This is a genomic window from Pseudomonas shirazensis (genome assembly GCF_050496565.1).
Taxonomy (GTDB): Bacteria; Pseudomonadota; Gammaproteobacteria; order Pseudomonadales; family Pseudomonadaceae; genus Aquipseudomonas; species Aquipseudomonas shirazensis_A.
In genome coordinates this window covers 765,765-788,407 of sequence record NZ_JBNWAE010000001.1, presented here as the reverse complement: position 1 = coordinate 788,407, position 22,643 = coordinate 765,765, and the positions used below count along the sequence as shown (strand labels likewise).

General features: G+C 62.8%; 26 protein-coding genes. 14 read left to right on the top strand and 12 right to left on the bottom strand.

Annotated features, from left to right (window positions below):
* The first annotated feature begins 18 nt into the window (after positions 1 to 18).
* Together ACQZ2L_RS03570 and ACQZ2L_RS03565 are read left to right on the top strand one after the other, a co-directional pair.
* Complete coding sequence (locus ACQZ2L_RS03570) at positions 19 to 432, top strand: hypothetical protein (RefSeq protein ID WP_430324675.1); 414 nt, start codon at positions 19 to 21, stop codon at positions 430 to 432.
* 55 nt (positions 433 to 487) lie between these two features.
* Positions 488 to 901 carry a hypothetical protein gene (locus ACQZ2L_RS03565; RefSeq protein WP_314875371.1) on the top strand — a complete coding sequence of 138 codons (414 nt, stop codon included), beginning with the start codon at positions 488 to 490 and terminating at the stop codon, positions 899 to 901.
* A gap of 46 nt (positions 902 to 947) precedes the next feature.
* Here the strand turns inward: ACQZ2L_RS03565 and ACQZ2L_RS03560 are convergent, their stop codons facing one another.
* Both ACQZ2L_RS03560 and ACQZ2L_RS03555 read right to left on the bottom strand, forming a co-directional pair.
* Positions 948 to 1,181, bottom strand: a complete 234-nt coding sequence (locus tag ACQZ2L_RS03560) for a DUF1161 domain-containing protein (protein ID WP_430324674.1) — start codon at positions 1,179 to 1,181, stop codon at positions 948 to 950.
* Between the two features lie 74 nt (positions 1,182 to 1,255).
* Positions 1,256 to 1,681 carry an OsmC family protein gene (locus tag ACQZ2L_RS03555; protein WP_430324673.1) on the bottom strand — a complete coding sequence of 142 codons (426 nt, stop codon included), beginning with the start codon at positions 1,679 to 1,681 and terminating at the stop codon, positions 1,256 to 1,258.
* Positions 1,682 to 1,836: 155 nt separating this feature from the next.
* Between ACQZ2L_RS03555 and ACQZ2L_RS03550 the strand changes: the two genes are divergently transcribed.
* Positions 1,837 to 2,841 (top strand): LLM class flavin-dependent oxidoreductase, encoded by a 1,005-nt coding sequence (locus tag ACQZ2L_RS03550; RefSeq protein WP_430324672.1) that lies wholly within the window; start codon positions 1,837 to 1,839, stop codon positions 2,839 to 2,841.
* Between the two features lie 159 nt (positions 2,842 to 3,000).
* Here the strand turns inward: ACQZ2L_RS03550 and ACQZ2L_RS03545 are convergent, their stop codons facing one another.
* On the bottom strand, positions 3,001 to 3,222 hold the full coding sequence (locus ACQZ2L_RS03545) for a DUF1161 domain-containing protein (RefSeq protein ID WP_430324671.1): 222 nt from the start codon (positions 3,220 to 3,222) through the stop codon (positions 3,001 to 3,003).
* Positions 3,223 to 3,321: 99 nt separating this feature from the next.
* Positions 3,322 to 3,537, bottom strand: a complete 216-nt coding sequence (locus ACQZ2L_RS03540; RefSeq protein ID WP_101322744.1) for a dodecin — start codon at positions 3,535 to 3,537, stop codon at positions 3,322 to 3,324.
* Between the two features lie 155 nt (positions 3,538 to 3,692).
* Between ACQZ2L_RS03540 and ACQZ2L_RS03535 the strand changes: the two genes are divergently transcribed.
* Complete coding sequence (locus tag ACQZ2L_RS03535) at positions 3,693 to 4,016, top strand: DUF883 family protein (protein ID WP_101322745.1); 324 nt, start codon at positions 3,693 to 3,695, stop codon at positions 4,014 to 4,016.
* On the opposite strand, the gene ACQZ2L_RS03530 is transcribed toward ACQZ2L_RS03535, so the two are convergent.
* A complete protein-coding gene (locus tag ACQZ2L_RS03530) occupies positions 4,013 to 4,906 on the bottom strand; it encodes a LysR family transcriptional regulator (protein WP_430324670.1) in 894 nt (297 codons plus the stop codon). The two genes, ACQZ2L_RS03535 and ACQZ2L_RS03530, sit on opposite strands and share 4 nt — an antisense overlap.
* A 108-nt stretch (positions 4,907 to 5,014) precedes the next feature.
* On the opposite strand from ACQZ2L_RS03530, the gene trpB reads away from it, so the two are divergent.
* A complete protein-coding gene (gene trpB / locus ACQZ2L_RS03525) occupies positions 5,015 to 6,232 on the top strand; it encodes a tryptophan synthase subunit beta (RefSeq protein ID WP_103435466.1) in 1,218 nt (405 codons plus the stop codon).
* Complete coding sequence (gene trpA / locus ACQZ2L_RS03520) at positions 6,229 to 7,038, top strand: tryptophan synthase subunit alpha (RefSeq protein WP_430324669.1); 810 nt, start codon at positions 6,229 to 6,231, stop codon at positions 7,036 to 7,038. Before trpB ends, trpA begins: the two co-directional genes overlap by 4 nt.
* 45 nt (positions 7,039 to 7,083) lie before the next feature.
* Here trpA and ACQZ2L_RS03515 read toward each other — a convergent pair whose 3' ends face one another.
* Both ACQZ2L_RS03515 and ACQZ2L_RS03510 read right to left on the bottom strand, forming a co-directional pair.
* The gene (locus ACQZ2L_RS03515; RefSeq protein WP_430324668.1) at positions 7,084 to 7,416 is read right to left on the bottom strand and encodes a DOPA 4,5-dioxygenase family protein; all 333 of its coding nucleotides are present in this window, start codon (positions 7,414 to 7,416) and stop codon (positions 7,084 to 7,086) included.
* Between the two features lie 88 nt (positions 7,417 to 7,504).
* Positions 7,505 to 8,404, bottom strand: coding sequence for a choline sulfate utilization transcriptional regulator (locus tag ACQZ2L_RS03510; protein ID WP_430324667.1), 900 nt, complete (start codon positions 8,402 to 8,404; stop codon positions 7,505 to 7,507).
* Positions 8,405 to 8,512: 108 nt separating this feature from the next.
* On the opposite strand from ACQZ2L_RS03510, the gene betC reads away from it, so the two are divergent.
* From betC to ACQZ2L_RS03495, 3 genes are all read left to right on the top strand, one after another.
* Positions 8,513 to 10,027, top strand: a complete 1,515-nt coding sequence (gene betC, locus ACQZ2L_RS03505) for a choline-sulfatase (protein ID WP_430324666.1) — start codon at positions 8,513 to 8,515, stop codon at positions 10,025 to 10,027.
* A gap of 14 nt (positions 10,028 to 10,041) precedes the next feature.
* The gene (gene choX / locus ACQZ2L_RS03500; RefSeq protein WP_430324665.1) at positions 10,042 to 10,965 is read left to right on the top strand and encodes a choline ABC transporter substrate-binding protein; all 924 of its coding nucleotides are present in this window, start codon (positions 10,042 to 10,044) and stop codon (positions 10,963 to 10,965) included.
* A gap of 78 nt (positions 10,966 to 11,043) precedes the next feature.
* Positions 11,044 to 12,609, top strand: a complete 1,566-nt coding sequence (locus ACQZ2L_RS03495) for a SulP family inorganic anion transporter (protein ID WP_430324664.1) — start codon at positions 11,044 to 11,046, stop codon at positions 12,607 to 12,609.
* A gap of 182 nt (positions 12,610 to 12,791) precedes the next feature.
* Here the strand turns inward: ACQZ2L_RS03495 and aroE are convergent, their stop codons facing one another.
* The gene (gene aroE / locus ACQZ2L_RS03490; protein ID WP_430324663.1) at positions 12,792 to 13,616 is read right to left on the bottom strand and encodes a shikimate dehydrogenase; all 825 of its coding nucleotides are present in this window, start codon (positions 13,614 to 13,616) and stop codon (positions 12,792 to 12,794) included.
* A 26-nt stretch (positions 13,617 to 13,642) separates the two neighbouring features.
* Complete coding sequence (gene hemF / locus ACQZ2L_RS03485; protein WP_430324662.1) at positions 13,643 to 14,554, bottom strand: oxygen-dependent coproporphyrinogen oxidase; 912 nt, start codon at positions 14,552 to 14,554, stop codon at positions 13,643 to 13,645.
* Positions 14,555 to 14,689: 135 nt separating this feature from the next.
* On the opposite strand from hemF, the gene ACQZ2L_RS03480 reads away from it, so the two are divergent.
* On the top strand, positions 14,690 to 15,667 hold the full coding sequence (locus ACQZ2L_RS03480; protein ID WP_430324661.1) for an NADPH:quinone reductase: 978 nt from the start codon (positions 14,690 to 14,692) through the stop codon (positions 15,665 to 15,667).
* 45 nt (positions 15,668 to 15,712) lie between these two features.
* On the opposite strand, the gene ACQZ2L_RS03475 is transcribed toward ACQZ2L_RS03480, so the two are convergent.
* A complete protein-coding gene (locus tag ACQZ2L_RS03475) occupies positions 15,713 to 16,027 on the bottom strand; it encodes a DUF3077 domain-containing protein (protein WP_430324660.1) in 315 nt (104 codons plus the stop codon).
* Between the two features lie 653 nt (positions 16,028 to 16,680).
* Between ACQZ2L_RS03475 and ACQZ2L_RS03470 the strand changes: the two genes are divergently transcribed.
* Positions 16,681 to 17,877 carry a Fic family protein gene (locus ACQZ2L_RS03470; RefSeq protein WP_430324659.1) on the top strand — a complete coding sequence of 399 codons (1,197 nt, stop codon included), beginning with the start codon at positions 16,681 to 16,683 and terminating at the stop codon, positions 17,875 to 17,877.
* Positions 17,878 to 17,919: 42 nt separating this feature from the next.
* Here ACQZ2L_RS03470 and ACQZ2L_RS03465 read toward each other — a convergent pair whose 3' ends face one another.
* Positions 17,920 to 18,477: an L-threonylcarbamoyladenylate synthase gene (locus ACQZ2L_RS03465; RefSeq protein ID WP_430324658.1), complete on the bottom strand. Its 558-nt coding sequence runs from the start codon at positions 18,475 to 18,477 to the stop codon at positions 17,920 to 17,922.
* Between the two features lie 36 nt (positions 18,478 to 18,513).
* Complete coding sequence (gene dprA, locus ACQZ2L_RS03460; RefSeq protein WP_430324657.1) at positions 18,514 to 19,611, bottom strand: DNA-processing protein DprA; 1,098 nt, start codon at positions 19,609 to 19,611, stop codon at positions 18,514 to 18,516.
* 209 nt (positions 19,612 to 19,820) lie between these two features.
* Here dprA and def point away from each other — a divergent pair, with 209 nt between their 5' ends.
* From def to rsmB, 3 genes are read left to right on the top strand one after another with little or no spacing between them, the layout of a single operon-like run.
* Positions 19,821 to 20,327, top strand: coding sequence for a peptide deformylase (gene def / locus ACQZ2L_RS03455; RefSeq protein WP_101322761.1), 507 nt, complete (start codon positions 19,821 to 19,823; stop codon positions 20,325 to 20,327).
* Positions 20,328 to 20,387: 60 nt separating this feature from the next.
* Positions 20,388 to 21,320: a methionyl-tRNA formyltransferase gene (gene fmt / locus ACQZ2L_RS03450; protein ID WP_101322762.1), complete on the top strand. Its 933-nt coding sequence runs from the start codon at positions 20,388 to 20,390 to the stop codon at positions 21,318 to 21,320.
* The gene (gene rsmB, locus ACQZ2L_RS03445; protein WP_430324656.1) at positions 21,317 to 22,627 is read left to right on the top strand and encodes a 16S rRNA (cytosine(967)-C(5))-methyltransferase RsmB; all 1,311 of its coding nucleotides are present in this window, start codon (positions 21,317 to 21,319) and stop codon (positions 22,625 to 22,627) included. Before fmt ends, rsmB begins: the two co-directional genes overlap by 4 nt.
* The last annotated feature ends 16 nt before the right edge of the window (positions 22,628 to 22,643 follow it).

The following is a 22,643-nucleotide window of genomic DNA, read 5'->3' as shown; positions in this document are numbered from 1 at the left end:
GCCAAGGGGAGTATCGCCATGCGTGCACCGATAGCCATCGGCGCCTTACTGCTGTTGTCGGGTTGCTCCACCCTGCCCGATGCCGACCCGAGCAAGGCCTGGGTCGATCTTGCGCCGAACGATGACACGGCGCTGCACGCCGTGCAGGTCGACGAGCGCGACTGGCAAGACAACCGTTACTTCGAGGTTGAGCCCGGCAAGCATGAGCTCACCGTGCGCTATCAATTCCCGGTAGCGCCGAGCAACATTGGCCCGGTGGCCGAGCCGCTATGGCGCGACTGCCAGCTGAATGTCGACTTCAAGGACTTCAACGCTGGCCAGCGCTACAGCCTGCAAGCAGGCAGCATCGGCTTCAGGCCGTGGCTGAAACTCTACGATGAACAACAAAAACTGGTCGGCCAGGGTGCACCGGCCGGCTGCCAACGCAGCTGATGACGACGATTGGCGCTATGCTCAAGGCTTGTAACCTGCAAGTGGGAGTTTCACCATGCGCCAGCCCATGATGCTGATCGCCCTGAGTACACTTGGGGCCTGCGCCAGCCCCTTGCCCCCCGTTGACCCGAAACAGGCGTGGGTCGACCTCTACACCATGACCCCCGGCAAGGTGATCATGGCTGATCGCCTGGATGGCAAGCGCCTCGACGACGGCCGCTACTTCCAGGTACCCCCCGGCCAACACGAGCTGCGAGTACGTTTTGACTACGAACTCAGTGGCGGACTGTTCACCACTGATCCCACCGAGCGGACCTGCTACCTGACCGTACGTTTCGACAACTTCGAAGCCGGCCAGCGTTATCGCCTGGAAGCCAGGGCGCCAGCCATGCAGCCGCAGGTGTACCTGTACGACACCAGTCGCAAGGTGTTGGTAGATGAGCCCAGCGACGTGTTTTGCATCCCGTAACGAAAATGGGGCTGCTCGAATCCGAGCAGCCCCATGGCATTAACCGTTACTGATCATTCTTTTGATAAATGATCTTCTTGCTGCCACCTTCACAGCTGCCCACCACCATGTTCGGGTCGGTGACTTCACTGTTGGCAACAATCTCCAGGGTGTAGGAAGCAACGCCTTGCGCCTGGATCTTGGCTTCGATTTCAGATTTGAGCTCTTCGCAGGGCTTCACTGCAGCTAACGCAGAGGTAGCGAGCAGCGAAGCCAGCAGAGCGATTGCGACGCGAATCATGGGACGGCTCCTGGAGCGGCAGGCCAACTGCCGACAGTCCTTAGACTACAACAAACCGCCCCAGTTGCGCCGCCTCAGCCCTCCAGCGTGGCGTCGAGGCTGATCTGCGCGTTGAGCACTTTCGACACCGGGCAACCGGCCTTGGCCTTGTTGGCGATCTCGGTGAACTGCTCTTGGCTGGCGCCCGGCACCTTGGCCTTGAGGATCAGGTGCACGGCGGTGATGGCGAAGCCGTCGTCCTGTTTGTCGAGGGTGACCTCGGCGGTGGTGTCGATGCGCTCTGCGGTCAGGCCAGCCTCACCGAGCATCATCGACAGTGCCATCGAGAAGCAGCCGGCGTGGGCAGCGCCGATCAGTTCTTCAGGGTTGGTGCCGGGGGTGCCTTCAAAGCGGGTATTGAAGCCATAAGGGTTCTGCTTGAGCGCGCCGCTCTCGGTGGAGAGCATGCCTTTGCCATCCTTCAGACCACCTTGCCATACCGCTGATGCTGTCTTTTTCATGGTGTCCCCTGAATAGTTGCTTGCGTGTAGGTAAAGATTGAGAGGACACCACCTACGGCAAGTTCAGAACAATCCGCGGGCAAACATTGAATCCATCGAATCTGCCCATACAGAGTCTACAAGGCTAACGCCCTTTACTTTTTGCGGAGGCAGCGATGACGCAGTTGCGTGATCTGAAGATTTCAACCCTCGACCTGGTCCCGGTACGCGCCGACGCCGGCCCAGCCCAATCCCTGCACAATTCACTGGACCTGGCGCGCCACGTCGAGCGCTTTGGCTACAACCGCTTCTGGGTGGCTGAACACCACAACATGGATGGCATCGCCAGCTCGGCCACCTCGGTACTGCTCGGCTACCTGGCCGGCGGCACCTCGACCATCCGCGTCGGCGCCGGTGGGGTGATGCTGCCCAACCACGCGCCACTGGTGATCGCCGAGCAGTTCGGCACCCTCGCCAGCCTGTACCCCGGCCGCATCGACCTGGGCCTGGGGCGTGCGCCCGGCTCTGACCAGATGACCGCCCGCGCCCTGCGCCGCGAGCGCTCGGGCAGCGCCGACGACTTCCCCGATGATGTCGAAGAGCTGGTGCGCTACCTCGGCCCACGCACACCTGATCAAAAAGTGATCGCCGTACCCGGCTATGACACCGAAGTGCCGATCTGGCTGCTCGGTTCCAGCCTGTTCAGCGCCCAGCTGGCTGGCATGCGCGGCTTGCCCTACGCCTTTGCCTCGCACTTTGCGCCGCGCTACATGCATGAGGCGATTCGCACCTACCGTAATCACTTCAAGCCGTCGACGGTGCTCGACAAGCCCTATGTGATGCTCGGCGTGCCGATGGTGGTCGCTGATACGGACGAAACTGCAGAATATCTGGCAACGTCGGTGTACCAGCGCATCCTTGCCCTGATGCGCGGCCAGAGCCTGATGCAGCGCCCACCGGTGAGCACCATGGACGGCCTGTGGCTGCCCCATGAGCGCGAGGCGGTGATGAGTTTCCTCGGTCTGGCGATGATCGGCAGCCCGCAGAAGGTTCGGGCCAAGGTCGAGGTCTTGCTGGAGCAGACCGGGGCCGATGAGCTGATCTTTACCTGTGACCTGTATGAGCATGCCGACCGCATCAGGTCGTACGAGCTGCTGGCGCAGGCGCTCAAGGTCGAATAAAGGCAATTGGGGCCGCTTCGCGGCCCTTCGCGGCGGTCCGGCGTTCCGGTGAACCCGCTCCCACAAGGTTTGCAGCGCCGCCGTAACCTGTGGGAGCGGGTTTACCGGAACGCCGGACCGCCGCGAAGGGCTGCAGAGCAGCCCCAATCGCAGGCAGCATTACTTACGCGAATAAACGATTTCCTTGGTGCCGCCCTCGCAAGAGCCCACCACTTTGCCCGCTGGATCACCCTTGTCAAAGATCTCCAGCGTATAACCACTGACCCCTTTGGCATCCAGCTTGGCCGCAATCTCTGCCTTGAGCTCCTCGCACGGTTTGCCTGCGGCCATGGCACCACCGGCCAGCATCAGCAAACCCATCGCCATCAGTAGCTTGTTCATCGATCGCTCTCCTTGTTCAGATCAAATCAAACAGGGCGCAACGCGCGCCCCTGAACTGTATTACCCCATCCTGCACGGACACTCTAGCCCGGTAGTGTTTCAGCTCTCGGCAATACGGAAACCAACCTTCAGGGTGACCTGGAAGTGCGCGACCTTGCCGTTCTCGATATGGCCGCGGGTTTCGGTAACTTCGAACCATTCCAGATGCTTGAGGCTCTTGCCGGCCTCGGCAATAGCGTTGTTGATGGCGTCTTCTACACTGGTCGTGGAAGATCCAACCAGCTCGATTTTCTTGTACGTACGATGCTCAGACATTAGCGCGTTCCTCGAGTGATTACCGCAGATGAGCCTAGCAGTGCAGGCTTGATTTACCTGCGAGCGGTCAATTCGAGAAAAAGTTCGATCGCACTTTTGCCGCGCGGCGCAGTCGCACTAGTTACTGCCACTTACCATTGCGAAGGAGAGTCAACATGGCCCGCAACACCCTGCGTAAGACATCGCTGCAAAGCATGGAAGCCGAAATCGAGAGCCTCCTCAACACCCTCGAGACGCTCAAGAACGACGCCTCCGAAGAATCGCAAAAGTCCCTCAAGGCCATTCGCGGCAACGCCGAAAACGCCCTGAAACACTCGCGCAGCGTCATCAGCGACGCCTATGACGAGGTCAAGACCCGCACCCGTCAAACCGGCATCGCTACCCGCGACTACGCCCAAGAGCACCCATGGACTGCCGCCGGCGTTGCCGTTGGCGCACTGGGCCTGCTGGCTGCTTACCTGCTGACCAAACGCAACTAAGCCATCTGCTCCAGCTCGCGGCGCAGCCACTGCGCCAGTTGCTCGGCGCGCCCATCTGCGGCGCGCCGCGGCACCCACAGCGCCAGCGCGGCGTTGGTCGGCGAGAACCCCCAAGGCGCAATCAAACGCCCGGCACGCAAGTCATCCGCCACCAATGGTTGCGGTGCGATCGCCACGCCCAGGCCTGCCACGGCCGCCTCCAGCAAATAATACAAATGCTCGAACGCTTGCCCCAGCTGCAGCTCGCCCGTGCTCAGGCCATGCTGCGCCGCCCAGGTAGGCCAGGCTTGTGGCCGCGAGGTGGTGTGCAGCAAGGCTTGCTGCAGCAACGCCGCGGTGGGGGCGTTGCGCAGGCTCTGCGAGCCGGCGAAGTGTGGGCTGAGCACCGGGCCGATGCGCTCTGCGGCCAGGACATGGACCTGCATATCTGCCGGCCACGGCGGCTCGGCGTATACCAGCAGGGCATCCAGCCCGGGCCGGCGCGGGTCCAGGTCGCCTTCTCCCGCCGACAGGTGCAGGCGCAGCTCCGGCAGCTCGGCATTCAGCCGCCCAAGCCTGGGGATAAACCAGCGCGCCAGCAGGCTGCCCGAGCAGCCCAGCACGAACGGCGCCTCGCTGACGTCCCGGCTCAGTTCGGCACACACGCCGCGCAGGCGGTCAAAGGCATCGATGCTGGCATCGCGCAGGCGCACGCCGGCATCTGTGAGTTTGACGCCACGCCCATCCTTGACGAACAACGCCACGCCAAGATGCTCCTCAAGCACCTTGATCTGCCTGCTGACCGCGCCGTGAGTAACGTGCAGCTGCTCGGCGGCCTGGCTGACACTGTTCAGCCGGGCGGTCGCTTCAAATGCCCGCAGGGCATTCAGGGGAGGGAGGTCGAGGCGCATAACCTGTGAGATTTCCTGACATGTTTGCGCAATCTTATCGGTTTTCAGCCGGGCGCAGTGAAGTTAGAGTAAAGCCCATCAGTCATCCATATCGCCTTGGAGCGCTCCATGACCCAGACCCAATTCCGCGCTGGCCCCGACGCCGACGGCCTGTTCGGCTCGTTCGGTGGCCGCTACGTGGCAGAAACCCTGATGCCGCTGGTGCTGGACCTGGCCCGCGAGTACGAAGCGGCCAAGGCCGACCCAACCTTCGTTGAGCAGCTGGCGTACTTCCAGCGCGATTACATCGGCCGGCCCAACCCGCTGTACTTCGCCGAGCGCCTGACCGAGCACTGTGGCGGCGCGCAGATCTACTTCAAACGCGAAGAGCTCAACCACACCGGCGCGCACAAGGTGAACAACTGCATCGGCCAGGTCCTGCTGGCCAAGCGCATGGGCAAAAAACGCCTGATCGCCGAAACCGGCGCCGGCATGCATGGTGTCGCCACCGCAACCGTGGCTGCCCGTTTCGGCCTGCCCTGCGTGATCTACATGGGCGCCACCGACATCGAGCGCCAGCAAGCCAACGTGTTCCGCATGAAGCTGCTGGGCGCCGAGATCGTCCCGGTTACTTCCGGCACCGGCACCCTCAAAGACGCCATGAACGAAGCACTGCGTGACTGGGTCACCAACGTCGACGATACCTTCTACCTGATCGGCACCGTCGCTGGCCCGCACCCATATCCTGCGATGGTGCGCGACTTCCAGTCGATCATCGGCAAGGAAACCCGCGCCCAGATGCAGGAAAAACAAGGCCGTCTGCCCGACAGCCTGGTGGCCTGCGTCGGTGGCGGCTCCAACGCCATGGGCCTGTTCCACGAGTTTCTCGATGACGCCAGCGTGCAGATCATCGGCGTTGAAGCCGGCGGCCATGGCGTCGACACCGACAAGCACGCCGCCAGCCTGAACGGCGGCGTACCGGGCGTGCTGCACGGCAACCGTACCTACCTGCTGCAGGACGGCGACGGCCAGATCACCGATGCCCACTCGATTTCGGCAGGCCTGGACTACCCCGGCATTGGCCCGGAGCACGCCTTCCTGCATGAAGTGAAACGGGTCGAGTACGTCAGCATCACCGACGACGAAGCCATCGATGCGTTCCACGCCACCTGCCGCCTGGAAGGCATCATCCCGGCGCTGGAAACTGCCCACGCCCTGGCTGAAGCCATCAAGCGCGCGCCAACCCTGCCTAGCGATCACTTGATGGTGGTGTGCCTGTCCGGCCGTGGCGACAAAGACATGCAAACCGTGATGAACCACATGGCCGCCCAGGAGAAACAGGCATGAGCCGTCTCGAACAACGCTTTGCCGACCTCAAGGCCGAAGGCCGCTCGGCGCTGGTCACCTTCATCACTGCCGGCGACCCTGGCTACGACACCTCGCTGGCCATCCTCAAGGGCCTGCCAGCCGCCGGCGCCGACGTGATTGAGCTGGGCATGCCGTTCACCGACCCGATGGCCGACGGCGTGGCGATCCAGCTGGCGACCTTGCGCGCCCTGGATGCCGGCCAGACCCTGGCGAAAACCCTGCAGATGGTCCGCGAGTTCCGCGTCGACAACCAGACCACGCCAATCGTGCTGATGGGCTACTACAACCCGATCCACCGTTTTGGCGTTGAGAAGTTCGTCGCCGAGGCCAACGAGGCTGGCGTTGACGGTTTGATCATCGTCGACCTGCCACCCGAGCATGACGCCGAGCTGGCCACCCCGGCGCAGGCCGCGGGCATCGACTTCATTCGCCTGACCACACCGACCACCGACGATGCGCGCCTGCCGCGCGTGCTCGAGCGCAGCTCGGGGTTCGTCTACTACGTCTCGGTGGCCGGCGTGACTGGTGCCGGCTCCGCTACCAGCGAGCACGTCAGCGAGGCGCTGGCGCGTCTGCGTCGCCATACCGACCTGCCGATCAGCGTCGGCTTTGGTATCCGCACCCCTGAGCAAGCAGCGGCAATCGCGCGCCTGGCTGAAGGTGTGGTGGTCGGCTCGGCGCTGGTCGACAAGATCGCCAACGCCAACAGCAACGAACAGGCCGTCAACGATGTGCTGAGCCTGTGCTCGGCGCTGGCTGAAGGCGTGCGCTCGGCACGTCGCTGAGTTGCCTTGGGCCGTTCGCGCAGCCGCAGCGCGGATGGCCCTGCTTCACTCCTCGAAGATCGACAGGTCCAACGGTCGTAAAGCGCCCATCCAGATCGCATGATCACGGTGATCGGCCAGCTCATCGCCAGTCAGCGGGTGCAGAAACACCACCAGCCCACGCCGATACAACGCTAACCACGGCAGCACCACGCCTACCACTTCCGGCGCAAACGCCAGCTGGCAGCTCCAGTCCGGATGCGGCCCGACCGGTTTCTGATGCATGCGCCCCATGCTCACGGGAAACAGCCGTGTTGCCTCCTCGCACAGCTCCCGCGCCTGCTCCATGCTGTGCGCGTCGTAATAGACGTGCGCGTGGTAACCCTTGATTCTCTGCACGATAGCTCCTGATTACGCTGCAACCATCACCGCCGGCAAGGCAGTGATGTAATGAAAGATAGCCCAGACCACATAGCGGCCCAACCTCTTAACGGTTGCGCTCTTGCTCCAGCCAATCTACAAACCGCTCGATCAACGGCCCACGGCGCTTGCGCGGCGGTAATACCACGTAATAGCCACGGTCCGAGCGCAAACTTCCCGCCAATGGCCGGCACAACAACCCTTGTTCCACCAGGCCGTCCACAAGGTGCCCCCAGCCAATCGCCACACCTTGGCCGGCAATCGCCGCCTGAATCAGCAGCGTGTAGTTATCGAAGCGCAATTGCCCCGCCGGCGGTGGGCTGGACACGCCAAAGCCGCGAAATACCCCCGCCCAGTCAAACCAGCGGCTGGCCTGCTCGCCCTTCAAATGCAGCAACGGCAAGCGTTGCAAAGCCGAGGCTGACAAGGCTTTGCCGTCAGTCATCCGGGGACTGCACACAGGGAAAACCTCTTCATTGAACAACCAGCGGCTCTCCCCCTGATGGAAGCGCCCATCGCCAAACAGCACCGCCACGTCGATGTCCGGGCGCAACATGCCCTGACTACGTTCACCGGTCACCAGGCTTACATCCACTTGTGGGTAAGCCTCATGAAAGCGCTGCAGGCGCGGCATTAGCCAGAATGCTGCAAAAGCAAAGTCGGTAGCCACCTGCAGCACCTCGCGTTGGCCGCGACCGCTGGCCTGGGCGATGCCGTCATCCATCGCCTGCAGGCCCTGATGCACCTGTTCGAATAACAACTGGCCGGCTTCGGTGAGCTGAATGCCCCGATAAATACGGTCGAACAGGCGCGTGCCTAGCTTTGCTTCCAGGCGCTTCACTTGCTGACTCACGGCCGGCTGGGTGGTGCCAAGCTCCAACGCAGCAGGGGTAAAGCCACGCAGGCGCGCGGCCGCTTCGAACACGCGCAAGGTATCCAGCGACAGCCCGGCAAGGTGTTCAAACATAAGCTCAGCTAATCCCAGTCATTGCCCGCCATGGGCTTTACCCATGTTAGCGGAAGTCGCATCTTGAAAGGCACGCGGATCGCATAACCTTCAACAATGGAAGCCGACATGACGCGCCCGAATATCCTGTTCATCATGGCCGACCAAATGGCCGCACCCCTGCTGCCAATCTATGCCACTTCGCCCGTGCAGATGCCGCATCTGAGCCGGCTGGCCGAACAGGCGGTAGTGTTTGATTCAGCCTACTGCAACAGCCCATTGTGCGCGCCTTCCCGCTTCACGCTGGTCAGTGGCCAACTGCCGAGCCGCATCGGCGCCTACGACAATGCTGCCGATTTTCCCGCCGATGTACCGACCTATGCGCACTACCTGCGCCGCTTGGGTTATCGCACTGCGCTGTCCGGCAAAATGCACTTCTGCGGCCCGGACCAACTGCACGGTTATGAAGAGCGGCTGACCAGCGACATCTACCCAGCCGACTATGGCTGGGCGGTGAACTGGGACGAACCGCACGTGCGCCCGAGCTGGTTCCACAACATGTCCTCGGTGCTGCAGGCAGGGCCGTGCGTGCGCACCAACCAGCTGGATTTCGACGAAGAGGTGGTGTTCAAAGCGCGCCAGTACTTGTACGACCATGTGCGCGAGAACCACGGGCGACCTTTCTGCCTCACGGTGTCCATGACCCACCCGCACGACCCCTACACCATCCCCAAGCGATATTGGGATCGCTACGAGGGTGTCGATATTCCGATGCCCACCGCGCTCAGTCAGGCACAACTGGACCCCCACTCACAGCGCCTGCTGAAGGTTTACGACCTGTGGGACAAGCCGCTGCCTGTGGACAAAATCCGCGATGCCCGCCGAGCCTACTTCGGCGCCTGCAGCTACATCGACGACAACATCGGCCAGCTGCTGCAGACCCTGGAGGAGTGCAAGCTGGCCGACGACACCTTGATCGTGTTCTCCGGCGACCACGGCGACATGCTGGGCGAGCGCGGCCTCTGGTACAAGATGCACTGGTTCGAGATGTCGGCGCGGGTTCCGCTGCTGATTCATGCACCCAAGCGCTTTGCCGCCAGCCGGGTGAGCGCCTCGGTATCAACCTGTGATCTGCTGCCGACATTGGTAGAGCTGGCCGGTGGCGCTGTGGATAAACACCTGCACCTGGACGGCCGCTCACTGCTCGGCCATCTGCAAGGGCAGGGCGGTCACGACGAAGTCATCGGCGAATACATGGCTGAGGGCACGGTCGGCCCACTGATGATGATCCGCCGCGGGCCCTACAAGTTCGTGTACAGCGAAGACGACCCCTGTCTACTCTATGACCTGAGCCGCGACCCGCACGAGCGGGAGAACCTCACCGGCAGCCCGGAGCACCAGGCGCTGCTGCAGGCATTTGTCGATGAAGCACACCAGCGCTGGGATATCCCCAGCCTGCGCCAGCAGGTGCTGGCCAGCCAGCGCCGCCGGCGCCTGGTTGGCGAAGCGCTGGCCATCGGCAAGCTGAACAGCTGGGACCATCAACCCTGGGTAGATGCCAGCCAACAGTACATGCGCAACCACATCGATCTCGACGACCTCGAGCGCAAGGCACGTTATCCACAGCCCGCACCCCTGGATTGAGAAGAGAGGCCGCCATGCACACGTTCTCCACCGCCGTACTTGCTTTGGCTCTGGGCATCGCTACGGCGAACGCAGCCGACAGCGACGCGCAATGCAGCACCGTAAAACTGGCCGACCCTGGCTGGAGTGATATTGCCTCGACCAACGCAGTCGTCCGGCTGCTGCTGGAAAGCCTGGGCTACCAGGTCAAAATAGACAGCTTGGCCGTGCCGATCATCTACGGCGGCCTCAAGGATGGGAGGGTCGATGCCTTTCTTGGCAACTGGATGCCGGCGCACCAGAGCTTCCATGACAAGTTCGTCGCCAACGGCGATGTCCAGCAGCTGTCACGCAACCTGGAAGGAACCGAGTTCACCCTGGCGGTGCCCGACTACGTGTGGAACGCCGGGGTCAAGAGCTTCGCTGACCTGCAGAAACACGCCGCTCAGTTCGGCAACAAGCTGTACGGTATCGGCTCCGGCGCCCCGGCCAACCTCTCGTTGAAAGAAATCATCGACAACAATGAATTCAACCTTGGCCAGTGGAAGCTGGTGGAATCCAGCGAGCAGGCGATGCTGGCCCAGGTCGATCGGGCGATCAAGAAACAGCAGTTCATCACCTTCCTTGGCTGGACCCCGCACCCGATGAACGTGAAGCTGAAGATGCATTACCTGACCGGCGGCGAGAAGTGGTTCGGCAGCAAAGGCGAGGTATACACGCTAACCCGCAAGGGTTATCCACAAGCGTGCCCGAATGCGGCGAAGCTGCTGGGGAATCTTAAGTTCACACTGGACATGGAAAACAGCATCATGGCCCAGGTTGTGGATAAGAAGATCAGCTTCGATGAAGCGGCTAAGGCATGGGTGCAAGCGCACCCTGAATTGCTGGACGAATGGCTGCTCGGCGTGACTACCAAAGCCGATAGCAATGGGCTGGAGGCAGTCAAAGCCAAGCTCTGACCTTGCGAACAGCCCCGCAGAACTGGGGTCAGGTGGTGCGGTCAATCTCGGCGAAACCTTAAGGATTGTGGATAACTCATGCATCGCCTCAGTCATCTGCTGCCATTCCTCACGTGGCTGCCGCGGCAAACGCCACGCAGCGTGCGCCAGGACCTGCTGGTCGGCCTGAGCGGTGCCATCCTCGCCCTGCCGCAATCCATCGCCTACGCGCTGATCGCCGGCCTGCCGGCCGAGTACGGCCTGTATGCGGCCATCGTGCCGGTGATCATCGCCTGCCTGTGGGGCTCGTCGTGGCACCTGATCTGCGGCCCGACCGCGGCCATCTCGATCGTGCTGTATGCCAGTGTCAGCCCGCTGGCCGTCAGTGGCAGCAGCGATTACATCAGCCTGATCCTGCTGCTGACGTTTCTAGCCGGCGCCTTCCAACTGGTGCTCGGGCTGGTGCGCTTTGGCGCGCTGGTCAATTTCGTTTCGCACTCGGTGGTGCTCGGTTTCACCCTTGGCGCTGCTGTGGTTATTGCCCTGGGGCAACTGCCAAACCTGCTGGGCATCGAGCTGGCCAGCCAGGCCACGGCGCTGAAAACCCTGCAGGACCTGCTCAGCCACGCTGGCGAAATTGACCTGCCAGCGCTGACGCTGGGCCTGGCGACGTTGCTGCTTGGCCTGCTCTTGAAGCTATGGCGACCACGCTGGCCGAGCCTGTTGATAAGTCTGCTGCTGGTCAGCCTGATCGCCTGGTTGCTGCCGCAGTGGTTTGGCCAGGTGGCGCGGGTGCCGGCGTTCAGCGGCCAGTTACCGCCCTTGAGCCCGCTGCCCTTGCTGGATTTCGAGCTGATCCTGCGCCTCCTGCCAAGCGCCGTGGCGGTGGGCATGCTCGGTTTGGTGACCAGCTTGTCGATTGCCCGCTCGCTGGCGTCGCGCTCCGAGCAGATGATCGATGCCAATCAGGAAATCCGCGCCCAGGGCCTGTCGAATATGGTCGGCAGCGTGTTCTCTGGTTACCTCTCATCCGGCTCCTTTACCCGCTCGGGCTTGAGCTACGATGCGGGCGCACGTTCGCCGCTGGCCGGGGTGTTCTCAGCGCTGTGGGTGGCGCTGTTCGCAGTGACCGGCGCCGGGCTGATCGCGCACCTGCCGATCCCGGCCATGGCTGGCAGCATTCTATTGATCTGCTGGGGCTTGATCGATGTGCGCGGCATCCGCGCGCTGTTTCGGGTCAGCCGGGCGGAGTTTCTGGTAATGGCCCTGACGGCGCTGGCGACGCTGTTACTGGAGCTGCAGACGGCGATCTATGCCGGCGTGCTGGCGTCGCTGTTCTTCTACCTCAAGCGCACCTCACAGCCCCGCGTGCTGCAAAGCCGCGAAGGCGAGACGGATGTGTTGCGTGTCGGTGGGTCGATCTTCTTTGGCGCAGCGCACTACCTGCAAGTGCGCCTGCAACGCTGCCAGGGACCGCATGTGCTGATCGATGCGCGGCAGGTCAACTTTATCGACTATTCAGGCGTCGACATGCTCCACCGCGAAGCGCGGCGGCTGGCGCGCAATGGCGGCAGCCTGACGCTGCAAAGGGCCAGACCGCAGGTGATCGAAGAGTTGCAGAAGCTGGAAGGGGCGCATGCGTGCCCGATATGCTTTGAGGACTGAGTACACCTTTCAGAATGCTGGGGGCGCTTCGCGCCCCTTTCGCGACACAAGGCCGCTCCTACGCCGACCGCGTCCACCCAGGCTGACGCGGTCCCCTGTAGGAGCGGCCTTGCGTCGCGAAAGGGCTGCAAAGCAGCCCCAACATTCTCAAATCAGACACACTTCTGAGACGCGCCCGATCCTCAGCCCCGCGCCAACTGGCGCCGCAGCTCATCCAACACCGGCGCTGTATCCGGCCGCACCCCGCGCCAGATGAAGAACGCCTCGGCCGCCTGCTCGGCGAGCATGCCCAGGCCATCGAGCACCTGGGCTGCCTGCAAACGAGTTGCCCACTGGCAGAACGGAGTCGGCTCCTTGCCGTACATCATGTCGTAGCACACGGTGCGGCCAGCTTCGACCAGGCTGTTGGCAATCGGCGGCATCTGCCCGGCTAGGCTGGCTGAGGTGGCGTTGATGATCACGTCGACCGGCTCACTGAGCCAGGCAAAACCACTGGCCACCACCGGGCCCAGCGCATCGAACTCATGCGCCAGCTGCTCGGCCTTTTCTTCCGTGCGGTTAGCGATCACCAGCGCCAGCGGGTTATGCGCCAGGATCGGCTCCAGCACCCCGCGCACCGCGCCGCCGGCACCAAGGATGAGGATGCGCTTGCCCTTGAGCTCGACCCCAGCGTTTTGCGTGAGGTCGCGCACCAGGCCGGCGCCGTCGGTGTTGTCACCTTGCAGGCTGCCGTCGGCCAGTTTGGTCAGGGTATTGACCGCGCCGGCGCGCTGGGCGCGCTCGGTGAGGCTGTCGCACAGGCGGTAGGCCTCTTCCTTGAACGGCACGGTGACGTTGGCACCCTGGCCTTGCTTGAAGAAGCCGCGAGCGCAGTCGCTGAACTCGTCCAGCGGCGCCAGCAGGGTGTTGTATTCAATGTGCTGGCCTGTCTGATCGGCAAACAGGCGGTGGATTAGCGGCGACTTGCTGTGGCCGATCGGGTTGCCGAAAACGACGTATTGGTCCATGGCGCTTCCTCGGTTATCCACAGGGCTTACTGGGCTAGCCAGTCGCGGTCTTGCAGGTAGTAGTCGGTCAGGCGCGCTTCTTCGCTGCCTGGCTGCGGCTTCCAGTCATAGCCCCAGCGCACTTGCGGCGGCAGCGACATCAGGATCGACTCGGTACGCCCACCCGATTGCAGGCCGAACAGGGTGCCACGGTCGTAGACCAGGTTGAACTCGACATAGCGCCCACGGCGGTATTCCTGGAATTCGCGCTGCTCGGCGGTATAAGGCGTGGCCTTGCGCCGCTGCACGATCGGCAGGTAGGCGTCGATATAGGCATCGCCGATCGCCCGAATGAAGGCGAAGCAGGTGTCGAAGTCCCACTCGTTGAGGTCATCGAAGAACAGCCCACCAATGCCACGCGGCTCGCCGCGGTGCTTGAGGTGGAAGTAGCGGTCGCACCAGGCTTTGTAACGCGGGTAGACGTCGGCGCCGAACGGCGCGCAAGCCTGCTCGGCGACGCGGTGCCAGTGCACGCAGTCTTCCTCGTTGCCGTAGTAGGGCGTGAGGTCAAAGCCGCCGCCAAACCACCACACCGCCTCTTCGCCTTCTTTCTCGGCGATGAAAAACCGCACATTGGCGTGCGAAGTCGGCACATGCGGGTTGTGCGGGTGGATCACCAGCGATACCCCCAGCGCCTCGAAGCCGCGCCCGGCCAGTTCTGGCCGGTGAGCACTGGCCGACGGCGGCAGGCCGCTGCCGAACACGTGGGAGAAGTTGACACCGCCTTTTTCGATCAGCGCGCCATCCCCGATCACCCGCGTGCGCCCGCCACCACCGGCTTCGCGCACCCATGCGTCCTCGACGAAGCGGGCGCCGCCGTCTTCGCGTTCGAGGGCAGAGCAGATGCGGTCTTGCAGGTCGAGCAGATAGGCCTTCACGGCCTCGGTGCGGCTGGTCATCGGGGTCACCTGGGAGGAGCAGGGAAGAATTCGCCGCGTAGCATACCACCGGCAACCGGCGCGTCGCAGTTGACGGCAGTCAAGCAAAGGCGTCCGATAGAAGGCCTGCATCCAATCCGACAACAGGAGTGCGAGATGGCCCAGCGTATCCAGTTCAGCCAGCATGGCGGCCCCGAAGTACTGCAACTGGTCGAATTCGACCCGGCCCCACCCGGCCCGCAGCAGGTTCGTGTACGCAACCAGGCAATCGGCCTGAACTTCATCGACACCTATTTCCGCAGCGGCCTGTACCCACCGCCAGCACTGCCTTCGGGCCTGGGCACCGAAGGTGCCGGCATCGTCGATGCAGTCGGCGAAGGTGTCACCCGGCTCAAGGTCGGCGACCGCGTCGCCTACGTCGGTGGCCCGCTGGGCGCCTACAGCCAAGTGCACACGCTGCCCGAGGCCAACCTGGTCAAACTGCCCGACAGCATCAGCTTCGAGCAGGCCGCCGCGGTGATGCTCAAAGGCCTGACCGTGCAGTACCTGCTCAAACAGACCTACGCCGTGCAGCCGGGCGAAGTGATCCTGTTCCACGCCGCAGCTGGTGGGGTTGGCTCACTGGCGTGCCAGTGGGCGAAAGCGCTCGGCGCCAAGCTGATCGGCACGGTCAGCTCGGCGGAAAAAGCCGAGCGGGCCAAGGCACTCGGCGCCTGGGCGACTATCGACTACAGCCACGAAGACGTCGCCAAGCACGTGCTTGAGCTGACTGACGGCAAAAAGGTTGCGGTGGTGTACGACGGTGTTGGCGCCGATACCTGGCTGACCTCGCTGGACTGCCTGCAGCCACGCGGCTTGATGGTCAGCTTCGGCAACGCCTCTGGCGCGGTCAGTGGCGTCAACCTCGGGATTCTGGCGCAGAAGGGTTCGCTGTACGTGACCCGACCGACCCTGGCGACTTACGCCAACAACGCCGAGAACACCCAGGCCATGGCCGATGACCTGTTCGCCATGATCGCCAGCGGCCAGCTGACGGTGGATATCCAGCAGCGCTACCCGCTCAGCGAAGCGGCCAAGGCGCAGAGCGAGCTGTCGGCGCGGCGCACCGTTGGTTCGACTGTACTGCTGCCCTGAGTGATTGGGGCCGGCTAACGGCCCCAATATCCAACACAGCGGCTGTCAGATGAGCGACATACGCTTCTCCAGCGTGCCTGCCTCGAAATTGTCGAGCAGCGACTCGACCACACCCTCAGCCGCTTCCACCGCATGCAGGTTGGCCCAGTACAGGCCACGACCTTCTTCGCGCACGTGCTCCATGGCTTGCATGCCGGTTTCGTAGGCACAGCGCAGGTGCAGTGCAACGTGGACCAGAGCGTCTTCGATGGGGATGTTTGGGTTTACTGAGAAGAGCGGAGGATGGCCGGCTTCGCAGCGGCCGAAGGCGTGGGCGGTGGTGGAGGGCATGGGTGGATCAGGGACTAGCTTTTTCATCATTCGCTCCCAGACTATGGAGCTGCCAACAACCGTTACCACACGGCAATAGGTGGCAGCTGTACGCAGGGTGGTAAACCGGGGGAAGACGAACCCGGCAGGCATAAGCCTCCCACGCACAGCCGCCATAGGCTGTGAATTCGTCAACACTGCGGGTTACCACACCCCATCACCGAGATATTCGGTGACGGAATGAAGCCTAGAGGCACGAGTTCCCACTGAGAAGGTGATGACGTCCGACAGCGTGCGTAGGATATTTCGCTGAATGCGATCCGCACAGCCTTTTGGTAAAAATCAGAAATATCCTGCACCTGACTGGGTAGTGCTGGGCAACAGTCTCCGCGCTTAGCACTTCGGTACCAGCCATAAATGCTGGGGGCGCTACGCACCCCTTTCGCGACGCAAGGCCGCTCCTACGGGGACCGCGCAAGCAGGTCTGACGCGGTCCCTGTAGGAGCGGCCTTGCGTCGCGAAAGGGCTGCAAAGCAGCCCCGACAGGCTCAATCCACGCCGAAAAAATGCTGTAAAAATATCCGCTAAAATATCCGCGAAAAACACCCTTAATCAAGTAAACTAATCCGCCTAAAGCCCCGTATTCAAAGGCCTGCACGCGCTTTAAATATCCGCAAAAATATCCGCGAAATCAGGTGAATTTGATGGCGATTGAGTTTATGCAAGGCAAGCATTGGCTTGAGCCTTTGATACCGTCTGGAGGGTATCCCGCCGATGTCTTGGCGCTGGCAGACGAGTTGCCTTATCTCGCAGGGAAGCTTGAGGGGACGCTTGCCCCTGAGACCGCTAAACGGGTTGGCCGCTTAATGCGACTTACCAACAGTTACTACAGCAATTTGATCGAAGGTCAGTTCACAGAGCCTGCGTCCCTCGCGCCTAGGATGAAGGTGCGAGCGCCCAAAGAGCTTAGAGAGCTGGCCGTCACTCATATCGTTGTACAGGAAACGCTGGAGCGAGCGCTTCAGCGGTTCAAGTCGATCACCTGGAGAGAGATGTTCTCGCGGCGCATGCTGTGCAACCTGCATCGCAGGCTGTTCCAGGATGCGCCTGAGCAGGAATTGAAGCTCTCTGACGGGCGCTTACTGGTCCCCGGTCAGCTCAGAGACGAGTCCCAGCGCAATGTTCTGGTGGGCGACCATGCCGCGCCCGGCTGGGAGTCAGTCGCGTCGATGATTACGCGGATGGAAGAGGTCTACGGCCAATCGGCAGAGCCACGCGCTCGACTGCTGCACGCCCTGGCTTATCACCATCGCCTGGCGTTTACCCATCCGGCCGAAGATGGTAACGGTCGCTTGATCCGATTGGTCACTCACCTGCAGCTCGTGAAAATCGGCCTCGGTTCGCCGCTGTGGTCCATCTCACGCGGCCTGGCTCGCCGGCAAAGTGAGTACTACGCCAAGCTTCGTGCTGCTGATCAACCTCGTCGCGGGGACCTCGATGGCCGGGGTCAGTTGACTCAAGCAGGCTTGATCGAGTTTGTGAGATTCATGCTCGAAGTCTGCAAAGACCAAATCAATTACACGATCGATGCCATGGGTGTGCAGAAACTGCATGACCGGTTGGAACGTATCGTGAAGTTCGAGCCCCGAATCGTCGACGCAGGGGTAAAGCCAGAAGCAGCCCGAGCACTGCACCTGCTGTTGATTCAGGGTGTGGTATCCAGGGCTGACTTCAAAATCTATCTGGGTATGTCAGATCGAATGGCTACAGACCAACTGAGGCTGCTGATCAAATTGGAACTGGTGGAAGCCTCATCGTCAAAATCACGTGAGGTCCATCCAGGTCTGCCTGTGTGGTTTGCGCAGCTGGTATTTCCGGATCTTCATACCAGATTCAGCTAACGCACCGTGCTACGAGCAAGAGGCTGGTAACAGCCTCTGCCATCACCCCGCCCGCACCACCTCGCCAGTGGCCAGATCGCGAATCACGCTCGGATTCTTCCGCCCACCCAGCAACCCACCCAACACCAGATCCAGATCCCCCCGGAAATACTGCTCCACCCGCAAGCGACTCCTCGCTGCCGGCCGTCCACCGGGGTTAGCCGAGGTGGAAATCAGCGGCCCAACCAGCGCGCACAGTTCGCGCACCTGTGGATGATCGCTGACGCGCAGGGCGACGGTGTCGTGCTGGCCGGTGACCCACTCCGGCAACATGCCCTGATGCGGTACCAGCCAAGTGTTTGGGCCAGGCCAGGTGTCGGCCATGCGCTTGATCCAGTCTTCGGGGAAGTCTTCGAACAGGAAGTCGAACTGCTCGATGCTGTCTGCCACCAGAATCAGGCCTTTATCCACAGGTCGCGACTTGAGCGCGAGCAGGCGGTACACCGCGTCTTCGTTCCACGGGTCGCAGCCCAGGCCCCAGACTGCTTCGGTCGGGTAGGCAATCACCGCGCCCGCGCGAATTTCCCGTGCGGCTTGCTGCACACGCCAACTGCTGACCATTGTTGTTTCTCCGAAGTACGCTGACCTGCAGTTTACTCAGCCAGACCGCGCAAACCAACGCCCAGCTTGATTGCTGACCCGGCCCTCCAGCTCCAGCTCGGTCAGGCTGGCAAGCACCTGCGCCAGCGCCTGCCCACTGCTGCGGGCCAGGCCTTCGCTGGTTTGCGGGGCAGCATGGAGCAAGGCGAGCAGGGGATGGGTGGGTTTATCCACAGCCACCGGCGGCAGGTTTTGCCAGCCGCGCAGGCTGTCGAGGATCTGCTCGACGCTTTCCACTAACAGCGCGCCATCGCGAATCAACTGATGGCAACCCTTGGCGCCGGGGTGATGGATCGAGCCGGGGATGGCATACACCTCGCGGCCTTGTTCGGCCGCCAGGCGGGCGCTGATCAGCGAGCCGCTGGCGGTACCGGCCTCGACCACCAGCACACCGAGCGACAAACCACTGATGATCCGGTTGCGCCGGGGGAAGTTGCCAGGCAGTGGCCCGGCGTCCAGCGGGAACTCTGAAGCCACCGCGCTACCACGCTCGATCATCTCCTGCGCGAGGGCTTTGTGGCGCTGTGGATAAAGTTTTTCAAGACCCGTGCCAAGCACCCCGATTGTGCTGCCTTGAGCGTCCAGCGCAGCCCGATGAGCGGCACCGTCCACGCCCAAAGCCAGGCCGCTGGTGATGGTGAAACCGGCGCGGGCGAGGTAGCGCGAAAAAGCCGCGGCGTTGTCCAGCGCTGGGGGCGAAGCGCGCCTACTGCCGACGATTGCCAGCTGCGGACGCTCGAGGATTTCAGCGTTGCCGGCCACAAACAGCAGCGGCGGGGCATCGTCAATTTCGCCCAGCAGTGGCGGGTAGCCAGGCTGGTCCCACATCAGCAAATGCTGGCCCGGACGCTCTAGCCAGGCCATTGCAGCGCTGGCACCATCGCGCACTTCAGGGCTGCGCCGGGCCTCGCAGGCGGCGGCAGTCAGGCCCAGCGTGCGCCAGGCAGTGGCCGGTGCACTGAGCGCCGAGGACGCACTGCCAAACGCTTCAATCAGTGTAAGAAAACGCCGCATACCGACGTCAGGCAAGCGATGCAGGCGCAGCCGCGCCTCTAATTCAGCAGGTGGACAGTCAGACGAAAGGGGAACGGGCATGGCTGATCATCCTTGATCGACAGAGGGTCATGCAGATGGCACAACCTGTGGATAACTGTGTTGATAAGAGTTTTATAACCTGTCAGCAGATTCGGCTATAAGCGCCGTTCTGAAACCCTAGCTGACCTTTGCCGCGTGCTGAATCGTGCGTTTGCCTTTATTATGTGTGTTCAGTTTTCAACCGACCGCACAGTGACTGCCTGACCCCTATGGCCATTTTGAACATTCTCGAATTCCCGGACCCGCGCCTGCGTACCATTGCCAAACCGGTGACGGTGTTTGACGACGCCCTGCGCCAGCTGATCGACGACATGTTTGAAACCATGTACGAAGCGCCTGGCATCGGCCTGGCCGCGACGCAGGTCAACGTCCACCTGCGCTTGGTAGTGATGGACCTGAGCGAAGATCGCAGCGAGCCACGGGTGTTCATCAACCCCGAGCTCGAAGAGCTGACCGACGACATGGGCCAGTACCAGGAAGGTTGCCTGTCGGTGCCGGGCTTCTACGAAAACGTCGATCGCCCATTGCGTATCCGGGTCAAAGCCCAGGATCGCGATGGCAAGCCGTACGAGATGGAGGCCGAAGGCCTGCTCGCGGTGTGCGTGCAGCACGAGCTGGACCACCTCAACGGCAAGCTGTTTGTCGACTACCTGTCGCAGCTCAAACGTGACCGGATCAAGAAGAAGCTGGAAAAGCAGCACCGCCAGAACGCCTGATCCCCCACCTTGCAGAAGGCTTGCTCCGGCAAGCCTTTTTCTATTTCAAGCGAGAACTCCATGCGCATCGTCTTCGCGGGCACCCCTGAGTTTGCCGCCGAACACCTCAAAGCCCTGCTCGACAGCCCTTACCAGGTGGTTGCGGTGTACACCCAGCCCGACCGCCCGGCCGGCCGTGGGCAAAAGCTCATGCCGAGCCCGGTCAAGCAGTTAGCCGTGGCCCATGACATCCCTGTGCTGCAGCCGCCGACCCTGCGCAATGCCGAGGCCCAGGCCGAACTGGCCGCGCTGGCGCCGGACCTGCTGGTGGTGGTCGCCTACGGTCTGATCCTGCCGCAGGCGGTGCTGGATATCCCGCGCCTGGGCTGCATCAACAGCCATGCCTCGCTGCTGCCACGCTGGCGCGGTGCGGCGCCGATTCAGCGCGCCGTCGAAGCTGGCGATGCCGAGAGCGGTGTCACCGTGATGCGTATGGAAGCGGGCCTGGACACCGGGCCGATGCTGCTCAAGGTGACCACCCCGATCAGCGCCAGCGACACCGGCGGCAGTCTGCATGACCGCCTTGCCGAAATGGGCCCGCCGGCCGTGCTCGAGGCGATTGCCGGGCTGGCCGCTGGCACCTTGCAGGGCGAGGTGCAGGATGACGCCCTGGCGACTTATGCACACAAGCTGAACAAGGAAGAGGCGCGCATCGACTGGAGCCGCCCGGCGGTCGAGCTGGAGCGCCTGGTGCGCGCCTTCAACCCATGGCCGGTGTGCCACACCAGCCTGGACGGCGAAAGCGTCAAAGTCCTCGAAGCGAAGTTGTCCACAGGCAGCGGCGCACCCGGCCAGATCCTCAGCGCCAGCAAAGACGGCCTGGTCGTCGCCTGCGGTGAGCAGGCACTGAGCCTGACCCGCCTGCAACTGCCAGGCGGCAAGGCGCTGAACTTCAGCGACCTGTTCAACAGCCGCCGCGAGAAGTTCGCTGACGGCAAGGTGCTTGGCCAATGAATCCGCGTCTGGCTGCCGCCCGTGCCCTCGCTGCTGTGCTCAGCGGCAAGGCTTCGCTGAACAGTTCGTTGCCAACCCAACTGGACAAGGTCGAGGAACGCGACCGTGGCCTGACCCAGGACCTCGCCTTCGGCACCGCCCGCTGGCAGCCACGCCTGGAGCTGCTGGCCGCGCAGTTGCTGCAAAAGCCGTTCAAGGCGGCCGACAGTGATGTGCAGGCGCTGTTGCTGGTGGGCTTGTACCAGCTGTTCTACACGCGGATCCCGGCGCATGCCGCCATCGGCGAAACAGTAGGCTGCGCCGACAAGCTGAAAAAGCCGTGGGCCAAGGCCTTGCTCAATGCCGTGCTGCGCCGCGCCCAGCGCGAGGGCGAGGAACTGCTCGCCAGCATGGAACGCGACCCGGTGGTGCGTACGGCCCACCCGCGCTGGCTACAGAAGTCGCTCAAGGCGTTCTGGCCGGAGCAGTGGGAAGCCATCTGCGCCGCCAACAACGCCCATCCGCCGATGATCCTGCGGGTCAACCGCCGCCATCACAGCCGCGACGCCTACCTGGCCTTGCTTGGCGAAGCCGGTATCGCTGCCGCTGCTTGTCAGTACAGCCGCGACGGCATCGTGCTTGAAGCTGCCTGCGACGTGCGTAGCCTGCCGGGCTTTGCCGAGGGCTGGATCAGCGTGCAGGATGAAGCGGCGCAACTGGCCGCCGACCTGCTCGAACTAGCTCCCGGCCAACGCGTGCTGGACGCTTGCTGCGCACCGGGCGGCAAGACCTGCCACCTGCTCGAAGCCGAGCAGGGCCTGGCTGAAGTGGTGGCGATCGACCTGGAAGCAAAGCGCCTGGTCCGCGTGCGCGAGAACCTGGCGCGCTTGCAACTGGACGCCAAGCTGATCGCCTGCGATGCCCGCGACACCGCCAACTGGTGGGACGGCAAGACCTTCCAGCGCATTCTGCTCGACGCACCGTGCTCGGCGACTGGGGTGATCCGCCGTCATCCGGACATCAAGTTGACTCGTCAGGCCGACGATATCCCGGCCCTGGCCGCCTTGCAGGGCGAGTTGCTCGATGCGCTGTGGCCAACCCTGGAAGTCGGCGGCATGCTGCTGTACGCCACCTGCTCGAGCCTGCCGACCGAGAACACCGAAGTGATCGAGGCGTTTCTGGTCCGCACGCCGGGCGCCCGTGAACTGGACCTGGCCACCGAGGCCGGCCTGCGCCAGCCGCACGGGCGCCAGCTGCTGGCGCAGGAAGGCGGCCACGACGGCTTCTACTATGCCAAGCTGATCAAGATTGCCGCCTCGCGCGGATAAAACACCAGGTTAGGAG